Below are 16,987 nucleotides of genomic sequence, written 5' to 3'. Positions count from 1 at the left end.
GGCTGCTTTCGCGCAGGCCCCTGAAGAATGTTGTTCAACCCGGACGCTTCGGCCAGGGTTTGGATCTTCATGCCTGACTGGTTTTCACCTGATGAATGGCGCGCGGTGGCTCTGTCATTGCGCGTCTCTTTTTGGGCGACCGTGTTAAGTCTGCCGTTGGGCATCCTTGTGGCGCAAGTTTTGGCGCGGCGACAGTTCCGGGGCAAGCAAATCCTGAACGGGCTGGTGCATCTGCCGCTGATCCTGCCGCCAGTCGTAACCGGCTACCTTTTGCTGCTGACGTTTGGCCGCAAAGGGTTTGTCGGCCAGTATCTCGACATGGTCGGTATCGTTCTTGCCTTCAAATGGACGGGCGCGGTCCTGGCTGCCGCCGTCATGGCCTTTCCTCTGATGGTCCGCGCCATCCGCCTGTCGATTGAGGCGGTCGATCCCAAGCTGGAAGAAGCCGCAGGCACCCTTGGTGCCTCACCGCTATGGGTGTTCCTGACCGTGTCCCTACCCCTTATCTTGCCCGGAATCCTTGCCGGCGCAGTCTTGGCCTTCGCCAAAGCGATGGGAGAGTTCGGGGCCACCATCACCTTCGTTTCGAACATCCCGGGCCAAACCCAAACTTTGCCCTCTGCAATCTACTCATTCCTGCAAATCCCGGGCGGGGACCCGCAGGCCTTCAGGCTCGTCCTCGTCTCGATCCTTGTAGCCATGTCAGCGCTGATCCTGTCGGAATGGGTCAGCAAGGCGATTGCCCGCAGGATATCGGGCCTATGACGCTTTCGGTCAGCCTTTTGCACCATTTTCCCGGCTTTGACCTTGATTTGAGCTTTCAGGTGCAAGCCGGCGTCACCGCCCTGTTTGGCCGATCAGGTGCCGGGAAATCCACCATCATCAACACGGTGGCTGGCCTGCTGCGCCCGGATCACGGCAAGATTACGGCCGGATCAGAGACGCTTCTTGACACCGACCAGCGCATCAACCTGCCTCCGCATCGCCGCCGCATCGGTTATGTCTTTCAGGACGCCCGCCTGTTTCCGCATCTGACCGTCCAGCAGAACCTTTTGTTCGGACGGTGGTTCTCGTCCCACCAGAATGCTGCATCTTTCGACGGCGTGGTGCAGATGCTGGGCATCGCAGCCCTGTTGAACCGCCGCCCCGGCACCTTGTCTGGCGGCGAGAAACAGCGGGTGGCCATTGGCCGCGCACTTCTGGCCAATCCTCAGATCCTGCTGATGGACGAACCGCTTGCCGCGCTTGACGAGGCGCGCAAGGCCGAAATCCTGCCCTATCTGGAGCATCTGCGCGATCAGACCAAGATCCCGATCCTGTACGTCAGCCACTCCGTCACTGAAGTGGCGCGATTGGCCAACGCGGTTGTGTTGCTGGACGCCGGGCGGATCTTACGCACCGGAAGCGCTGCGGAAGTGTTCTCTGACCCAAGCGTGGTCAGCGCGGTCGGCCTGCGCGATGCCGGATCGGTGATCGACGCCAGCCTTGAACGGCAGGATGAGGACGGGCTGACCTGCCTTCGCACCACAGCGGGGCCGATCTGGCTACCGCGCATCGACGCCCCTGTCGGGGCGAAGGTCCGGGTCCGCATTGCCGCGCAAGACGTCATTCTGGCCCGCAACCGCCCCGAGGGACTTTCCGCCCTGAATATCTTGCCCGGCACGATCCTCACCCTCCGGTTGGGTGAGGGGCCGGGTGCCCTCGTGCAAATACGGATCGGCGACAGTCTGTTGCTGGCGCGCATCACACGCCGATCGGCGTTGGCTTTGAACCTTACCGTTGGGGCCAAGGTTTATGCGGTGCTGAAATCCGTCGCGGTAGCTCCGGGCGATATCGGCGTCGTCTGACCATCACCCCGCATTTCGCAGCATGGCTGCAATCCTGCCCATCACCCGGGCATCCGCCTCGGGCTTGCGGCGATCGAAGTCTTCAGGCGGCGACGGGGCATCGACTGCAGGAAACGGCGTCCGCTCGGCACCCAGAAAGGTCTTGGCGGCGGCAGCATGACTTTGCCTGAAGCGTGTCCGCAACATCTGCCGCGCCTTCAGGGACAGTAGACCCGATCGCGTCTCTTGCAGCATTTCGGCCTGCTGCTGGGCAATCTGAACCAACCGCAGCACAAAATCATGGTGGCCCGCCTGCCGCACCAGCCAGGGGTTTGACAATCGCAAATACTCCAACGCATCAGGCGGCAGTGAAACCTTGTGCAGAACCGACAGATCCGGAGCGCGAAATACCGGATGTTTCTTCGCGCCAAGAGCGCGCAAGAAGTCTGGCAGGATCCCATCTGGCAGAAACGCCTTGTCAAAAATGCGCAACTTTATCGCATCCTCGCCGAATATCTGAGCCCAAGGTCGCAGAAGCTTTGAAGCATCCAGAAACCCCAGAGGCTCTTCGGCAATATAGGACTCGATCGTGCGCGCCTCCCGGGTGATGAAATCCTTGACGAATTGATTGTAGAAACTTTCCATATAACTGTCGGGACTGCGCAGATAAAAGATCACCTGCACGTCATAGCGGCCGGCGAGAGCCGAAAGTCGCTCCGGGTCCATACCCCAGCCAAACTCCTCGGAACTGATCAGTGCCATCGGCAGGGGCGAGGCATCAATTTCCGCCAAGACCGCTGCCCATTCCGGCAACAATTCCAATGGACGATCGAACAAAGCGCGGTCCCGCAATTCGCCGGACAACTTGAAATGCGCCTGGTAGATCATCCCAGATCGTGGATAGAGGACGCCCAGTTCCGAAAGCGCTGCGGAATTGTTCGCAAAGCTGTTTTGAAGGAATGTGGTCGCTGTCTTGTGCGAACCAATGTGCAGGAACAGGCGCTTTTTCATGGAAGACTCAACCCTTCACCCGAAGGGATTTCATCAGTGGAACCTGCATCTCGAAAGCGTCCAGATAGGTCCAGGCATACGATGTCGGAAAGTGTTTCAATTTCTCTTTCAAATCCGTCACATGGTCAGCGAACTCTGCGGGTTCAAACATGGCGGTCGGAAGCTTGTCAAAAGGTCTATCGCCCAGACTCTTTTGGGCATAGACCCACAACTCCGCCGCCCCTTTCACGAATGGCGCATATAGATCCGGGCGCAACTTTGCGCTGATCCAATTGACCGTATTGATATACGACTCCAATATGTGATCAAAACGCTCCCACCCTTCCGTTACACCGCGTTTGAGGATCAGGCGAAACATTTCCAATGAGTAGAAGTTGCGTTCATCTCCTTGCCGAATGTCTTGGCCGGGATGCTGCCGATATCCATAAGCCACGCCATCCAGCACCGGAACATTGTGAACTGCTTGCAACGTCAGAACCTGAAATATCTGATCATCGAAGGCCCGGATATGTTCCGGAAACCAGATGTTGCGGTTTTCAAGAAAGTCGCGGCGATAAACCCGACGCCAGATGGTCGGTTGCCCTTTCATCAGAAACTCGGATGACAGCAAGTGGCAGGTCCGGCTTCCAAAATGGTGACGATGGGCGCCAAGCACAATGGCGTCACTGCCTTCATAAGAGGGCTCTGTCCGAAGGCCGCCGGCACCATCGTCATGCAGCATTTCGAAACCGCCTTGAACCATCTCGGCCCCAGTATGCCGCGCCAGATCCAACAGGCCCGAATAAAGCTCTGGGCCAGGGATATCGTCAGCATCGACAAAAGCGATGTGACTAGCGTTAGAATGCAGTCTTCCAAAGTTTCGCGCCGAGGCACAGCCGCCATTGGGCTTCCAAAGCACCGTGACACGCGGGTCGCGGCCATAATGCGTTTGAACAAGTTCTTTGGCATTATCTGTGGAACCGTCATCAACGACCAACACATGAACCTCTGAACCTTGACCATTCAGGATTCCAGCAATGCAATCGAGGATGAAGGGTCGTGAATTGTACATGGCGACAACCACATCCAATCGCGGGATTCGGCCCGCAAGGTCCTGCGATCGCCGCAAGTTCACCAAAGGAGGGCCGACCAACGGAAGAATGGTTTGGCGCAGGCCAGAGCAGTTCTCATAGATCAGATGTGCCGGAACATGGCCCCAGGTTTCCCCGATAATATGATCCAGCGGGAAGTCCTTCATATCGGAAAGGATTGCAGCTTCAGCTTGCGGTGCGACGATCTTCAGGAACCGAGGGTGAACCGCATCCAGATATTTCGCGGCAATCGTCGGATAGGAAAACACCTCAAAGTCATGTGCAGGTGTAGCGCCACGATGCAAGTATCCGACGTGAACTTTGTGGCGACTGTGCTGTCGGATGGGCAACAAGCTGCGCAATAGATCAACCGAATTTTCGGTGGATCGCGCCGAAGCTGCCAAGATATGTCGAATGGTAATCGGATCATCTGCCTGATCCTGCGTCTCGGCCCCAACTGCGAAAGGAAGCGCCGTCACATTAGAAAGATGATGCGCCGCGATATTCTCGCAAAGCGCGTTGAAACTGGCAGAGTCTGGTTCAAAGCAGTAGATATGCCAATCAGGAAATGTTGCAGCAAAAGGCACCGCAAAAGCGCCAAAGCCTGCGCCGATATCCAGTGCAACACCGGTCTTTTCCAGTGTTTGCGTCGCCAGTGCAGGTTCATAGATGTTTCGCAGCCGCCAGAGGGAATCATCTTTCAGAAATTCAATCCCTGTCGTATTCAACTCGAACGTCTGCCCGAAGGCGCTTACTTCGGTCATTTCAGGCTTCCCAGGCGAAGAAAGGGTTGAAGTACATTTGCGGAACGGTCGCTCATCGCTTCAAGCCGCATCTATCAAGGCAATCAAATAGTCATGCAGGGTTTCGGCACCCTCCTCACCTTCGGCACCATGTGTTCCGAAGCCAAGGTAAGCCTTGTCGATCAATTGCAGCATTACCTGGGCGCATTCACGATATCCTTGGCGGTGTCGCAAGGATATCGTCGCTTCGCACCATTTTATGATCTTGAGGCATGATGCCAACACTGCGGATCGATGCGCGGGATCATGAAACTCTGGGCGGCGCGCGAAAAATTCGAGAGTCAGCTTTGACACGGCGATGATATCAAAACGTAAATCACCGGCCGTCGCTGTGATTTGTGGTTTGAGATACCGCCTGAAATAGGCGAATGCCGGGGTATTCAGGAATGCTATTCTGTCTGCGGCCGTCACCACGCCGGTGTGAAAGAAGATATCCTCAAAGAAGTGCGTATTGGGAAATCCTATACCCTGCTCTCTCAGGAATGCGCTTCGCACGACTTTATTGGCTGACTGGGGTTCTAGTTTTTGCGCAAGATATTTTACATTCGAAAACGATTCTACCCCCCGCTGAATCGTGCGCTCCGGGCATAGACGGTAAATGTCATCAAAGACTTTGGAATCATAGAAAGGCTTTATATCACCCCGAACATCCTGCAAGACACCGGGGCAAAACAGGACATCCGGGCTATACGCGTCCAACATTCGGATGATTGCGGCAAAAGACCAGTTGGGCCGGATATCGTCGGCATCAAGAAAGCACACGTAATCACCGGTCGCCTGTTCCAAGGCCTTGTTTCTTGCCCCTGACAGGCCATCATTGGCCTGCTTGATGACCAGAAGGCGCGGGTCAGCCAGTCCGTCCAAAACAGTGCGGGTTTCCTGCATCGAACCATCGTCAACGATAATATACTGAAAGTCGCCGAAGCTTTGCGACAGGACAGAGCGGACACTGGGCAAGAGAGCAGGTCCCTCGTTGAAAGTGGTCGTGATGCAGGTCAATCGTGGCATGGCAAGTTGTCCGCAGTTAAATCTGGTTCCGAAGCCTGTCATCTGCCTTGGTAACGGGGCGTCACTAAGGACGACTTTCGCCACTTTGTCCATGTTGTTGTTGGCGATGGTTCAAACGATGCGTATCGGGCTGCTTGGCGCATTGCCAGTGGGATCGCTTGAAGGCACACTTAGGAGGTCATCTTTGCAAGGGTGACGTCAAGGATGACAGGTTATGACCCTTCACGCCGGAAAGCCGTGCATTATCTGTGTGGCCATCACGGGCTCTTTGCCAACCAAAGAGAACAACCCGGCCGTGCCGATCACCATCGTCGAACAGGTTGAAAGCACCCAGGAGGCCTTCGAGGCGGGCGCGAGTATCGTGCATTGCCATGTGCGCGATGATGCCGGCAGGCCCACCTCTGATCCGGACCGTTTTGCAGCCTTGATGGAAGGCGTTCAGCGGCATTGCCCGGGCATGATCGTCCAGCTTTCCACGGGCGGACGATCCGGGGCGGGGGCCGCCCGCGGCGGGATGCTGCCGCTACGGCCGGATATGGCGAGCCTTTCGGTGGGGTCCAACAACTTTCCCAACAGGGTTTACGAAAATCCGCCTGATCTGGTGGATTGGCTGGCGGCTGAAATGCGTGCCCATGGCGTCAAGCCAGAAATCGAGGCCTTTGATCTTTCCCATATACTCAAGGCTCACGACATGTGGCGGAAGGGCCAGATCGCGGCTGTCCCCTATGTGCAGTTCGTGATGGGCGTCAAGAATGCCATGCCGGCGGACAGGGATGTGTTCGATTACTATATTTACACGGTGCGTCGCCTGTTTGGCACGGATGTGCCGTGGTGTGCGGCAGGGATAGGCGAATCGCAACTCACCTTGAACGAATGGTCGGTCAGTGCGGGAGGGCATGCCCGCACCGGGCTGGAGGACAATGTTCGGCTGGATCGCACGACGCTTGCCCCCTCAAACGCCGCTTTGGTGCGCCGGGTGGTCGCGCTTTGTGACCAGTACGAGCGTCCGGTTGCCACGCCGGCACAGGCGCGCAGCCTGCTTGGCCTTCGGGCCGGTTGGAGTGCCTGACTGCTATTTTCCCAACTGCGCCAGAACATGTGCCAATGCTGCGGCGTCGACTCCGCGGATGTCAGCCTGGACCAAAGCGTGTTCCGTGCGCCAAAGGGGGACGGCTTGGGCCATCAGGTCTTGTCCGGCCTGAGTCAGGGAAGGCTTGCGGACGCGGGCGTCCGACTCATCGGGCTGCAGGGTCACGATGCCGCGGCGTTCCAACGTCTTGATTGCGGCCGTCATGGTGGCCGCATCCATCGCCAGAAACTCGGCCAGTTCGCCAAGACGCGGTCGCCAAGGCCCGACCAACGGGACCAACATAGAGAATTGCCCGTTCGTCAGCCCCAAAGGGGCAAAAAGACGGTCAAACCGCCGAGCTAGAAGCCGGGCAGCCCGCTGCGATGCAAAGCAAAGGCATTGATCGCGAATTTCGTGGATCGCTTCGATGGTCAGGCTTGTCTCAGTCATATTAGCTTGATATCAAACTATCCGATCAGGAACAACGGCGACCTGCCCAAGACTTAGCGGCGCGTGGTCGCAGGGAGAGCGCATATGGACTCTGCATATCGTTGGGTGATCGTGGCGGCTGGCGGGTTGATGGGATGTGTGGCGATGGGGGCGATGTTCTCGCTGCCGGTGCTCTTGACCCCGATGGCCGAAACGACGCAGTGGTCGCGCACCGGGATTTCTGCCGCCATGACGCTCGGCTTTCTGTCGATGGCCGTCACAGCGATGATCTGGGGCGCCTTGTCGGACCGCTATGGCGCAAGACGTGTGGTGATGGCCGGGGCCATCCTGTTCTCGGCCAGTCTTTGGCTTGCGGGGCATGCGCCCTCCCTTGTGGCATTTCAGGCCAGCTTCGGGCTGCTGGTGGGGGGCACCATGGGGGCATTCTTCGCCCCTATGATGGCCACGGTGACGGGTTGGTTCAGCACGCAGCGCAGCCTGGCCGTGTCCTTGGTTTCAGCCGGGATGGGGCTGGCGCCCGTGACCATGTCACCGCTGGTGGCGCGGCTGATTGGCACCTACGATTGGCGCATGGTTCTGACGATCTTGTCAGTGATCGTCGCTGTGGTCACAATTCCGACCGCCCTGCTGTTGCGTCGCCCACCCGCCCAAGCCGCGTCAAGCCAAGGCGCCGGGGCCATGCAGGCCGACATGACAGTTCGGCAGGCGGTGACCTCGCCGCAATTCATTGTGCTGGTTCTGACCAATTTCTTCTGTTGTGCCACCCACTCCGGCCCGATCTTCCACACGGTCAGCTATGCCGAGATCTGCGGGATTTCAGCCCTGGCTGCGGTATCGATCTACTCGGTCGAGGGGATTGCCGGCATGGGCGGCCGCATCGGCTTTGGATTGATGGGTGACCGCTTCGGTGCCAAGCCTGTGCTGGTGGCCGGGTTGCTGGTGCAGGCGATTGGCGCACTTGGCTATTACTTCGCGCATGAATTGGCGCAGTTTTACGCCGTGGCAGCGCTGTTCGGCTTCATCTATGCGGGGATCATGCCGCTTTACGCGGTTTTGGTGCGCGACAATTTCCCGATGAAGATGCTTGGCACCATCATGGGCGGCACGGGAATGGCAGGCAGTCTTGGCATGGCCACGGGGCCAGTTCTGGGCGGCTGGATCTTTGACACAACCGGAGGCTATGGCGCACTGTACATCACCTGCTGCGGCCTTGGCTTGGCAGCTTTCGTGATTTCGATGACTTTCCGCCCGTTCCAAACGCCAAAGCTGGCAGCACGGGCCGTCTGATCCTCGCATAATTTGGTGGCATTTTAGTAAAATTTGCCTAACGTGATGGGGCATCCTTCGCGCGAAAGCTCCATCATGAACCGCAAAATCCCTGCACCGCTGTCCGTCTGGCGCCCGTTGAACCTGGACCAGTTCCTGCTTGGCGCGCCGCATTACCCCGAGCATGTCGACGAAGGCCTTTGGCAGCGCGATGCCGAACGATTGGCGGCGTCGGGGGCCAATACGGTGCGCATGGGGGAATTCGCATGGCATATCTGGGAACCGGTCGAGAACAAATTCTCTTTCGATCTGTTCGACCGTGCAATTGCAGTTCTGGGCAAGGTGGGCATCAAAACCATCCTGTGCACCCCCACGGCCACCCCGCCGCGCTGGCTGACCGTGAATTACCCCGAGGTTCTGCGCCTAGACGTCAATGGACGCGTCGCAGGCCACGGATCGCGCCAACATGCCGACACCACCAGCCCGGTCTTCCGAGCCCATTCGCGCCGCATCACAAGGGCGATGGCAGATCACTACCGGGATAATCCCTATGTGATCGGCTGGCAGACCGATAACGAGTTGAACACCACCGCCTCGGAAAGCTATTCGCCGTCCTGCCGGTTGGAGTTCCAGAAGTACCTCAGTCACGCCTATCCTGACATCCAGTCCGTCAATCATGCATGGGGCGGCAACTTCTGGGCTTTGGCCTATGACAATTTCAGCCAGATCGATCTGCCACGTCAGATGGCCCCCGGCTTCCTCTCTCCAGGCCATCTGCAGGATTACCACCGCTTCCTTGCCCATGCGACGGCACTGTTCCAGCACGAGCAAGTCGAACTCCTGCGGGCGGCCAACCCCGACTGGTTCATCTTCCACAACCTTGGCAACCTAGCCGACATCGACTTCCGCGGCCAATTTGGACAAGATCTTGATTTCATCGGCTTCGACATCTACCCGATGCTGTATGACGAGTTCCGCCGAACCGGCGGCCTCGGCCCGACGCAAGCCCTGCACCTTGACCTTTGCCGCGCCTATTCCGGCAACTTCATTGTGCCGGAGCAGGCCTCGGGTTTCGGCAGCCAACCAGGCTTTTCCACCATGACCCCCGAACCCGGCGAGATGCGGCGGATGGCCCTGTCCTCTGTCGCGCGCGGTGCCGACGGGTTGCTGTTCTTCCGCTGGCGCCCCGCCCACTTTGGGGCCGAGATCTATTGGATGGGCGTCATTGACCACGACGACGTCCCGCGCCGCCGCTATGAAGAGGCGACGCAGTTCTTCGGCGAAATGAACCGTCTGGCCCCGGAAATCCTTGGCACCCACGTCCGCATGGATATCGGCATTGCTGGCGCAGACTTCGACAATCAAGAGGCGCACAAGACCTACCCGATGGGCATGCCCTCACCCCTAGAGGATGCCATTCATCTGCACCGGCGGTGCTATACCCAAGGCATCGCCTGCGGGTTCATCCATCCCGAAGATGACCTGACCCGGTTGAAGGTCCTCTATGTGCCCCATTGGGCGATGTGGAAGCCGGAATGGACCGCCCGCGTAGAGGCTTTCGTGGCCCAAGGCGGCACACTGATCCTGTCGGCCCTGACAGCCACCCGGGACGCGAACAACCACATTCCGACCGAACAGGCGCCCGTCGGTGGTCTGTCCGCCTTGGCGGGCGTCAAAGTTTATGAATTTGGCCGACTCGCCGGGCCCGACGCGACCGGCCTGTTCCCAGCCTGGCCCGACCGCTATGTCGGCGCCCATGTGCCGGGGTCAGTGCCGGATGCGGCCTCGGCCGCGCGCAAGTACCGCTTCAGCTTCGGCAATCATGAGTTCACCGCTGGCCACCTTTATGAAAAGCTGGACCTTGCGCCGGGCACCGAAGTGCTGGGGCAATGGACCAACCGCTGGTTGGTAGGCTCCCCCGCCATCACGGCGCGGCCAAACGGCAAGGGGCGGGTGATTTATGTCGGCACCTACCTCACGCCGGACCTGGCCGCGCAACTGGTTGAAACAGTCTGCTTGCCTGCAGGCGCGGCCCCCCTGTTGCCGGACCTGCCAGACGGCGTGGAGGTTTCGGTGCGGCAAGCTGCGGATCGGGTGCTGTATTTCATCCAGAACACCACCGATGCGGCTGTTCACCTTAGCGCGCTGCCTGTGGGAACCGATCTGCTGACAGGGCAGGGGATTGCGGGCAGCCTGAACCTGACCGCCTATGGCTGCGCGGTGGTGAAGGTGGCCTAGCCCCGCAGGCGGGAAAATGCGCCCGAGGGTTCGGGGTAATCATCGTTTGGCTGCACGGCAATCGCCCGGATATGGGCTTCCGTAGCTGCGATGGCCGCGGCGCCGTCGAGGATGCGGAAGCTCGTATCGTAAGATCGGCTTTCCTGGCCCTGCAGCCAGATCATCTCGCCCCGCTCTCGCGCAGCTAGGTCACCCAGAACGTGGTGGGTGGCGGGTTCGATGCCAAAGGCATAGCCACCGCACTGAAAATGCTGCCATTCGTAAAGGCATGGGAGCTGGTCCGCGCGGGTCGTCACTTCGACCCCGAAGCCAAGGTGATCATTGACCAGTGCGACAGGCACCAGTCCCGCCGCGTCGGCAGCGGTTTCGTGCTGCCAGACCTGCTCGGTGAAGTGATCCTGCGGCGCGGGAACATTCTGGTAGCCAACCCCCTGCGTGCGATAGCGATCGGCATGGGCAGCCCAGACAACGTCCGTGATTGGCGCAAGATAGCGGGCCCCCTCGGCAAGCAACGGTGCGCCGATGTTGATGTGGTAGAAGAACATATGCGGCGTGGGCAGAAAGCCGGTATTCTGCACGCGGTCAGACAAACGGATTTGGTTCGAGCCCAAATCCACTTCGATCCGCCGGAACAGGGTCAATTGTTCGCCAAAGGTGGCAGCCTGACGAACCTGCCCTTCCGCCCAAAGGATGCAGCGATCGCCTTCCCACCGCTCTCCATAGCCGCTCAACTTGGCGGGGATGGTAGAGATCCGGCCATGCAGCCCGTGCATGTTGGTGGGGATGTTGGGGTAGTTGTAATTCTCTGCCGGAACCGTTTGCGGCCCCCCGATGTGATCCAGCCCGCAGGTCACCAGAAATCCTGAAAAACTGCGGCCCCAGGAAAAGCCACCCTCACTTGCATATTCATGCAGGCCAGGGTGACGAACGCCCGAAGGACCGTGCCACCCGACTGACTGGCCCCTGAACTCGACCTCGCAAATATCAAAAGCGCGGTCGATCAGAACCGTGAAACGCAGCCCCGTGCCGGTGCGAAACTCCAGCATCCGGATGCCGCGCTCAAGGCCATCCGACAACTCCATCAGCCGCACACCGCCATAGGCGCCAAGGCTGCCGGACCGGCGGGCAAGGTCAAGGCGGGTCAGTTCTTCTCCGAACAGGTCAGGCATGGGACACCTTTCGCGGTGAGAGGGCGTTTCAACGTGGTCAGCGTCGCAGTACGGCGCGGCGGCCAAGGGCGCTGATAGAGACAGCAAGCAGGATGATAAGGCCGACCAGCACCTGCCGGACATAGCTGTCGACCTGCAGTTGCGTCAGCCCATTGTCCATGACGCCAAGCACCACCACGCCGACCAGAGTTGCAAGAACCCTGGGTTGGCCATGACGGGTGACCGTCATGCCCAAAAAGACTGCGGCGATGGCGTTCAGCATCAACCCCTCACCCTGTGTCGGGTTGGCCGAGGCCACGCGGGAAGCATACATCAGGCCGGAAGCAGCCGCCCCGACGCCTGTGAAGCCGTAGGCCGTCAGCCGCAGAAACGAGACCTTGACCCCGGCCAACCGCGCTGCCTCGGCATTGCCACCGATGGCGTAAAGACGGCGGCCATAGGTCGTCAGCTCCAGCACTATGGCAATCAGCGCCGCGATGAGCAGGGCAAGAATGGACAGCCAAGGCAGAACCAAGGGCTTATCCGCCAAAGTGCCCAACGGGATGCCAGATTTGGCGAAATCGCCGAAGCTTTGGGGAATGTCGCGCCCGAAGATCGTCTTGCCACCCGAGACAATGAAGGCGGCACCGGAATACATTGTCAGGGTCGCCAAGGTGGCCACGAAGGGCAGAATGCCGATCAGGCTGACAAGAACGCCGTTGATCAGCCCCCCCACCAAGCCCAAAACAAGGGCTGCACAGACGGCTGCCCAAACGGGCCAGCCAAAGGTGAACAGCACAGCGGCAAACACCCCGGCCAGCGAAGCCATCGAGCCCACCGACAGGTCAAAATCACCGATCACCATGACCACCGTCATGGCCACCGCCACCACCGTCAGCATCGAGATCTGCTGGGTGATGTTCAGCCAGTTGCGCACCGTCATGAAGGTATCAGGCAGCAGGCCCCAAAAGACGACCACGATGGCCCCCATGCCGAACAACGTGCCGTAATGGCGCAGGAACCGGGCCATTCAGGCCTCCTTCTGATAGCAATGGGCCAAAAGGGCCGCCTCTGTCAGCCCCTTGGCCGAAACAATCCGGGTCAGGCGCCCTGCATGCAAAATGGCGATCCGATCGCACAGGCCGATCAGTTCTGGCAGATCAGAGGACACCATGACGACGCCGGCGCCTTTCGCCGCCAACGCACGGATGGTGGCATAGATGTCGAACTTGGCGCCGACATCCACACCTCGGGTCGGCTCATCCAGCAACAGGACCTTCGGGTCACCCGCAAGCGCGCGGGCAAACAGGACTTTCTGCTGATTGCCGCCTGACAGTTCTGCCGTCGGCTGGTGCCCGCCCTGCGCCTTCAGGCGGACCTCGGCGGCGAAACGGCGCACCATTCCGGCGACCTGCCGCGTCTTGACGAACCCGGTCTGAGACAGCTTGGCCAAGTGTGGCAGCGCAATCGTCTCGGCCAGCGGACGTTGCAGCATCAACCCCTCGGCCCGGCGCTCGCGGGGCACATAAGCCAAACCCTGCGCCCAACATTCCGCAGGGCTAGAGCCTAAGTCCCGCCCGTTCAAAGCGGCCTTCCCCGCCCTCGGCACCGCAGCGATCAAGGCGCGCAGCAGCATGTTGCGACCTGATCCGGACAGGCCGGCGATGCCCAATATTTCACCTGCCGTGACGGTGAAGCTAACACCCTGCACCGGGCCCGCCACCATATTCTGCACCTGCAGCAAGGGCACCTCGGTGGCTGGCGCAAGAGCCGGCGGAAACAGGTTGGAGAAATCCCGTCCCGTCATGTCCCTGATGATCTGATCGCGCGACGTCTGTGCCAACGGCCGGGTCGAAACATGCGCCCCGTCGCGCAGCACGGTCACGCGGTCGCACAGCCGCAGAACCTCATCCATCCGGTGCGAGACGTAAAGGATCGCCTTGCCAGATGCTTTCAACTTGTCGATCGCTGTGAAAAGACGCTCCGCCTCGGCACCGGTCAGCGCGGCCGTGGGTTCGTCCATGACATAGGCCCACGGCTCCGGCCCGGTGGTCTTGACCAAAGTCGCCGCAATGCGGGCCAACATCTGGTCCCCCGGCCCCAGCGCGCCCATGTCTTGACGTGGGTCGATGTGGGTGACGCCAAGGCGAAGCAGCGCGGCCCGTGCGGAAGCGGCAAGCGCTTGCCAGCGCACAAGGCCGAAACGAGAAGGATAAGGCAGAGCCAAGTGCATGTTCTCGGCGACCGAAAAGCTCGGGACGACCTGCAACTCCTGATGCAGGAAGCGCAGGCCAGCCGCCTCGGCATCGGCCGGAGAGGTCAGGCGCAGGGCAGCGCCGTCCAGCAGGACGGATCCAGCCTCGGGCAGTTCCAGTCCGGCCAGAATGCGGATCAAAGTGCTTTTGCCGGCGCCATTTTCGCCCATCAGCGCCAGAACCTCACCCCCCCGCAACGTCAAGGCCGCGCCGGAAAGGGCACGGGTCTGGCCGAAGGTTTTCACCAGACCGTTGAGGATAATTTCAGGCATCGGGATTCCGGGCGACGGGGCGGCGCCATGGTGGGCGCCGCCATGGCGCTTATTCCTTGGCGTTGGCTTGGGTGATCAACTTGGTCGGCACATAGATGACGTTGGATTTCAGCGTTTCGCCTCCAAGCACCCGGGCCAGAGTATCGGCTGCGGTCGAGCCAATTCCCTTGAAGTCTTGCGCCACGGAAGCCTCGAAATTGCCGCCCGCCGCGATGGCATCCCGCGCTTGTGGGTTGGCGTCGATGCCCGTAATCACGATGCCCTCGTTCTGGCGTCCGGCGGCTTCAATGGCCTGCAATGCGCCCAATGCCGGCTGGTCCCACGCCGCCCAGACGGCCTTGATGCTGCCCGGGGTCGGATTGGCGGCCAAAAGCGCCTCCATCTTGGCGCGGCTGTCCGCAATGCCGCCGTCCTTCACGTCCGGTGTGATCCGGTCAAGAACCTTGATGTCGGGAAAGTTCTTGAACACGGCATCGGCGATCACGCCGCGCACCTGCACCGGCGGGAAGGCGTCGAAGGTGAACATCACCACGCCACCAGACCCGCCAATCCGGTTGGCGACATAGACCGACGTCTCGGCCGCCATCGCATAGCCATTCGAGGTGACATTCGCGGCAATGCGGGGATCAGACCCTGCATCCATGCCGATCACAGGTATCTTCGCCGCCGCAGCCGCGTCAAGGCCCGCCCCGATCTGCGCCGGGTCGACGTTGATCACGATGCCATTGACGCCCTGCGCCACGACATCCTCGATCCGCGAAATCACGGCTGCCACATCACCCTGCGTGTCGATGACGTTGACCTCCCAGCCAAGCTCCTTGGCACGGGCCTGAAACGCCTCGACATAGAACTGTGTGCCGGGTTGCGAGAGATAGGGTGTGATCACCGCAATCTTCTCACCCTTGGCCCAAGCGGCCCCTGCGCCCAAGGCCGCAATTCCGGCCGCCAGAACCATCGTGCGGCCAAAGCCGCGCCGTGTCATTTCATGTGCCATGCTGTCTCTCTCCCAGATGCTGGATGCCTTTTGGGCCTTGCTCTTGCAGGGGACAGATTGTCAGGCCAGTCTGAACACGTCCAGCATTTTGACGGGGGGACCGTGCATTGGAATGTCTGATCGGGATCGATGTCGGCACCACCTCGGTCAAGGCGGTGATGATCACTTTGGAGGGCGAACGGGTGGCGGAATCGTCCGCCCGCTACCCCACCCAACGTGCCTTTGGGGTCGAACAGGACCCGCAAGACTGGTGGCGACTGGTGCTTGCAGCCTTGAATGCCTTTCAAGGCAAAGGAACCGTGCGTGCCATTTGCCTGACCTCTCAAGTCAATACACATGTCTTTGTCGATACTGCGTTCCAGCCGCTTCATCCCGCCATCGTCTGGCAGGATGGTCGGGCGGCGGCAGCTGGTGCTGAACTTGAGGCGCGCGTGACGATTGCAGAGAAGATCCGACTCCTCGGCGCTCCGATCCCGGTGGATGCAAGCCATGCGCTGGCGCGGATGAATTGGCTGGCGCAGGGGCGTCCTGACCTGTGGGCGAAGACTGCCCATGTTCTGCTGCCGCGCGACTTTCTGGTGGCACGACTGACAGGGCGGGTTGTCAGCGACCCTATGTCCTCGGTCGGGTTGGTGGGCACCGATCTGACCTATGCCTTGGGGCTGATCAACCTGATGCCGGGCGCGGCAGAGCGGCTGGCCCCCTTGGCCGACCCTTTGTCAGTGGCCGGCACCGTTCAGCTTGGGCTGCCTTTCGCCGGCACCCCTGTGGTGCTTGGCATGATGGACGCCTGGGCCAGCCTTCTAGGCCTTGGCGTGGTCCGCGAGGGTCAGGCGATGTATCTGTCCGGCACGTCAGAGGTGACCGGGCTGATCTCGGCCAGTGTGACGCCGACGGCGGGGGTGATCACATTTCCACCTTGGGCCGGGATCACCCTGCACGCCGGACCAACGCAGGCCGGCGGGGCATCGCTGGAATGGCTTTCGCGGCTTCTGGGGCGCGGGGCGGCAGACTTGGCCGAAAGTGCGGCCCCGATCATGGCGCACTCTCCCTTGTTCCTGCCCCATTTGCAGGGCGAGCGCGCGCCGCTGTGGGAGACGGATCTGCGGGGAACCTTCGCGGGCCTGACAGCCTCGACCGGGCCAGCTGAGATGGCGGCGGCGGTTCTGGAAGGTGTGGCTTTCTCGGCACGGCTCGCGATGGAGGCGTTGCAGCGCTCCGCCGGCGTGGTGCCAGCGCAAGTGCAGGTCGGCGGTGGCGGTGCCGCATCGGACCGCTGGTGTCAGATCCGGGCGGACGTGCTGGGCAAGGCGCTTGTCCGCGTGAAGGGGATGGACCCAGGGGCAATGGGTGCTGCCGTGATGGCAGGCGTGGGCTGCGGCGCGATGGCTGATCTGGCGACTGCGGCAGAGCGGTTGGTGCGCTGCGATCAGGTATTCCGACCCGATCCGTTCCGCGCGGATGTGGAAGAACGGCGCTACTTGTTATGGCAGGATCTGATCGCCCGAACCCGGGCCATAAATGCCGCCTTGGCCATTTACACCTGAGTGAAAGATTGATTTCACGAAAGCGCGCGC

The 16,987-nt window shown here is 60.4% G+C and carries 14 protein-coding genes; 6 read left to right on the top strand and 8 right to left on the bottom strand.

Annotated features, from left to right (window positions below; all coding sequences use genetic code 11):
• Positions 1 to 69 precede the first annotated feature (69 nt).
• Together modB and modC are read left to right on the top strand one after the other, a co-directional pair.
• Positions 70 to 765 (top strand): molybdate ABC transporter permease subunit, encoded by a 696-nt coding sequence (gene modB, locus AC1Y2B_RS06645; RefSeq protein WP_482252279.1) that lies wholly within the window; start codon positions 70 to 72, stop codon positions 763 to 765.
• Entirely contained in the window at positions 762 to 1,847 is a 1,086-nt protein-coding gene (modC, locus tag AC1Y2B_RS06640) for a molybdenum ABC transporter ATP-binding protein (protein ID WP_482252278.1), read from the top strand. Before modB ends, modC begins: the two co-directional genes overlap by 4 nt.
• A 3-nt stretch (positions 1,848 to 1,850) precedes the next feature.
• Here modC and AC1Y2B_RS06635 read toward each other — a convergent pair whose 3' ends face one another.
• The 3 genes from AC1Y2B_RS06635 to AC1Y2B_RS06625 are packed head-to-tail and all read right to left on the bottom strand — an operon-like array spanning position 1,851 to position 5,718.
• Positions 1,851 to 2,837 (bottom strand): hypothetical protein, encoded by a 987-nt coding sequence (locus tag AC1Y2B_RS06635; protein ID WP_482252277.1) that lies wholly within the window; start codon positions 2,835 to 2,837, stop codon positions 1,851 to 1,853.
• Positions 2,838 to 2,844: 7 nt separating this feature from the next.
• On the bottom strand, positions 2,845 to 4,671 hold the full coding sequence (locus AC1Y2B_RS06630) for an FkbM family methyltransferase (RefSeq protein WP_482252276.1): 1,827 nt from the start codon (positions 4,669 to 4,671) through the stop codon (positions 2,845 to 2,847).
• A gap of 60 nt (positions 4,672 to 4,731) precedes the next feature.
• On the bottom strand, positions 4,732 to 5,718 hold the full coding sequence (locus AC1Y2B_RS06625; protein ID WP_482252275.1) for a glycosyltransferase family 2 protein: 987 nt from the start codon (positions 5,716 to 5,718) through the stop codon (positions 4,732 to 4,734).
• 214 nt (positions 5,719 to 5,932) lie between these two features.
• On the opposite strand from AC1Y2B_RS06625, the gene AC1Y2B_RS06620 reads away from it, so the two are divergent.
• Complete coding sequence (locus tag AC1Y2B_RS06620; RefSeq protein ID WP_482252274.1) at positions 5,933 to 6,787, top strand: 3-oxoadipate:acetyl-CoA acetyltransferase; 855 nt, start codon at positions 5,933 to 5,935, stop codon at positions 6,785 to 6,787.
• 3 nt (positions 6,788 to 6,790) lie between these two features.
• Here the strand turns inward: AC1Y2B_RS06620 and AC1Y2B_RS06615 are convergent, their stop codons facing one another.
• On the bottom strand, positions 6,791 to 7,237 hold the full coding sequence (locus AC1Y2B_RS06615; RefSeq protein WP_482252273.1) for a MarR family winged helix-turn-helix transcriptional regulator: 447 nt from the start codon (positions 7,235 to 7,237) through the stop codon (positions 6,791 to 6,793).
• 84 nt (positions 7,238 to 7,321) lie between these two features.
• Between AC1Y2B_RS06615 and AC1Y2B_RS06610 the strand changes: the two genes are divergently transcribed.
• Entirely contained in the window at positions 7,322 to 8,524 is a 1,203-nt protein-coding gene (locus AC1Y2B_RS06610) for an MFS transporter (RefSeq protein ID WP_482252272.1), read from the top strand.
• A 75-nt stretch (positions 8,525 to 8,599) separates the two neighbouring features.
• Positions 8,600 to 10,741, top strand: a complete 2,142-nt coding sequence (locus AC1Y2B_RS06605) for a beta-galactosidase (RefSeq protein WP_482252271.1) — start codon at positions 8,600 to 8,602, stop codon at positions 10,739 to 10,741.
• Here AC1Y2B_RS06605 and AC1Y2B_RS06600 read toward each other — a convergent pair.
• The 4 genes from AC1Y2B_RS06600 to AC1Y2B_RS06585 are packed head-to-tail and all read right to left on the bottom strand — an operon-like array spanning position 10,738 to position 15,410.
• Positions 10,738 to 11,910: an aldose 1-epimerase family protein gene (locus tag AC1Y2B_RS06600; RefSeq protein WP_482252270.1), complete on the bottom strand. Its 1,173-nt coding sequence runs from the start codon at positions 11,908 to 11,910 to the stop codon at positions 10,738 to 10,740. The two genes, AC1Y2B_RS06605 and AC1Y2B_RS06600, sit on opposite strands and share 4 nt — an antisense overlap.
• Positions 11,911 to 11,947: 37 nt before the next feature.
• Positions 11,948 to 12,919, bottom strand: coding sequence for an ABC transporter permease (locus tag AC1Y2B_RS06595; protein WP_482252269.1), 972 nt, complete (start codon positions 12,917 to 12,919; stop codon positions 11,948 to 11,950).
• Positions 12,920 to 14,416, bottom strand: a complete 1,497-nt coding sequence (locus tag AC1Y2B_RS06590; protein ID WP_482252268.1) for a sugar ABC transporter ATP-binding protein — start codon at positions 14,414 to 14,416, stop codon at positions 12,920 to 12,922.
• A 49-nt stretch (positions 14,417 to 14,465) separates the two neighbouring features.
• Positions 14,466 to 15,410 (bottom strand): substrate-binding domain-containing protein, encoded by a 945-nt coding sequence (locus AC1Y2B_RS06585; RefSeq protein WP_482252267.1) that lies wholly within the window; start codon positions 15,408 to 15,410, stop codon positions 14,466 to 14,468.
• A gap of 107 nt (positions 15,411 to 15,517) precedes the next feature.
• Between AC1Y2B_RS06585 and AC1Y2B_RS06580 the strand changes: the two genes are divergently transcribed.
• Positions 15,518 to 16,957, top strand: a complete 1,440-nt coding sequence (locus AC1Y2B_RS06580) for a xylulokinase (protein ID WP_482252266.1) — start codon at positions 15,518 to 15,520, stop codon at positions 16,955 to 16,957.
• Positions 16,958 to 16,987 lie beyond the last annotated feature (30 nt).

This window comes from Stagnihabitans sp., assembly GCF_964946895.1.
This window is presented reverse-complemented; position numbering and strand designations above follow the sequence as displayed.

Excerpts from the sequence above, each read along its gene's own strand:
- modB (WP_482252279.1), top strand. The coding sequence starts at position 70 with ATGCCTGACTGGTTTTCACCTGATGAATGGCGCGCGGTGGCTCTGTCA.
- modC (WP_482252278.1), top strand. The coding sequence starts at position 762 with ATGACGCTTTCGGTCAGCCTTTTGCACCATTTTCCCGGCTTTGACCTT.
- AC1Y2B_RS06635 (WP_482252277.1), bottom strand. The coding sequence starts at position 2,837 with ATGAAAAAGCGCCTGTTCCTGCACATTGGTTCGCACAAGACAGCGACC.
- AC1Y2B_RS06630 (WP_482252276.1), bottom strand. The coding sequence starts at position 4,671 with ATGACCGAAGTAAGCGCCTTCGGGCAGACGTTCGAGTTGAATACGACA.
- AC1Y2B_RS06625 (WP_482252275.1), bottom strand. The coding sequence starts at position 5,718 with ATGCCACGATTGACCTGCATCACGACCACTTTCAACGAGGGACCTGCT.
- AC1Y2B_RS06620 (WP_482252274.1), top strand. The coding sequence starts at position 5,933 with ATGACCCTTCACGCCGGAAAGCCGTGCATTATCTGTGTGGCCATCACG.
- AC1Y2B_RS06615 (WP_482252273.1), bottom strand. The coding sequence starts at position 7,237 with ATGACTGAGACAAGCCTGACCATCGAAGCGATCCACGAAATTCGCGAT.
- AC1Y2B_RS06610 (WP_482252272.1), top strand. The coding sequence starts at position 7,322 with ATGGACTCTGCATATCGTTGGGTGATCGTGGCGGCTGGCGGGTTGATG.
- AC1Y2B_RS06605 (WP_482252271.1), top strand. The coding sequence starts at position 8,600 with ATGAACCGCAAAATCCCTGCACCGCTGTCCGTCTGGCGCCCGTTGAAC.
- AC1Y2B_RS06600 (WP_482252270.1), bottom strand. The coding sequence starts at position 11,910 with ATGCCTGACCTGTTCGGAGAAGAACTGACCCGCCTTGACCTTGCCCGC.
- AC1Y2B_RS06595 (WP_482252269.1), bottom strand. The coding sequence starts at position 12,919 with ATGGCCCGGTTCCTGCGCCATTACGGCACGTTGTTCGGCATGGGGGCC.
- AC1Y2B_RS06590 (WP_482252268.1), bottom strand. The coding sequence starts at position 14,416 with ATGCCTGAAATTATCCTCAACGGTCTGGTGAAAACCTTCGGCCAGACC.
- AC1Y2B_RS06585 (WP_482252267.1), bottom strand. The coding sequence starts at position 15,410 with ATGGCACATGAAATGACACGGCGCGGCTTTGGCCGCACGATGGTTCTG.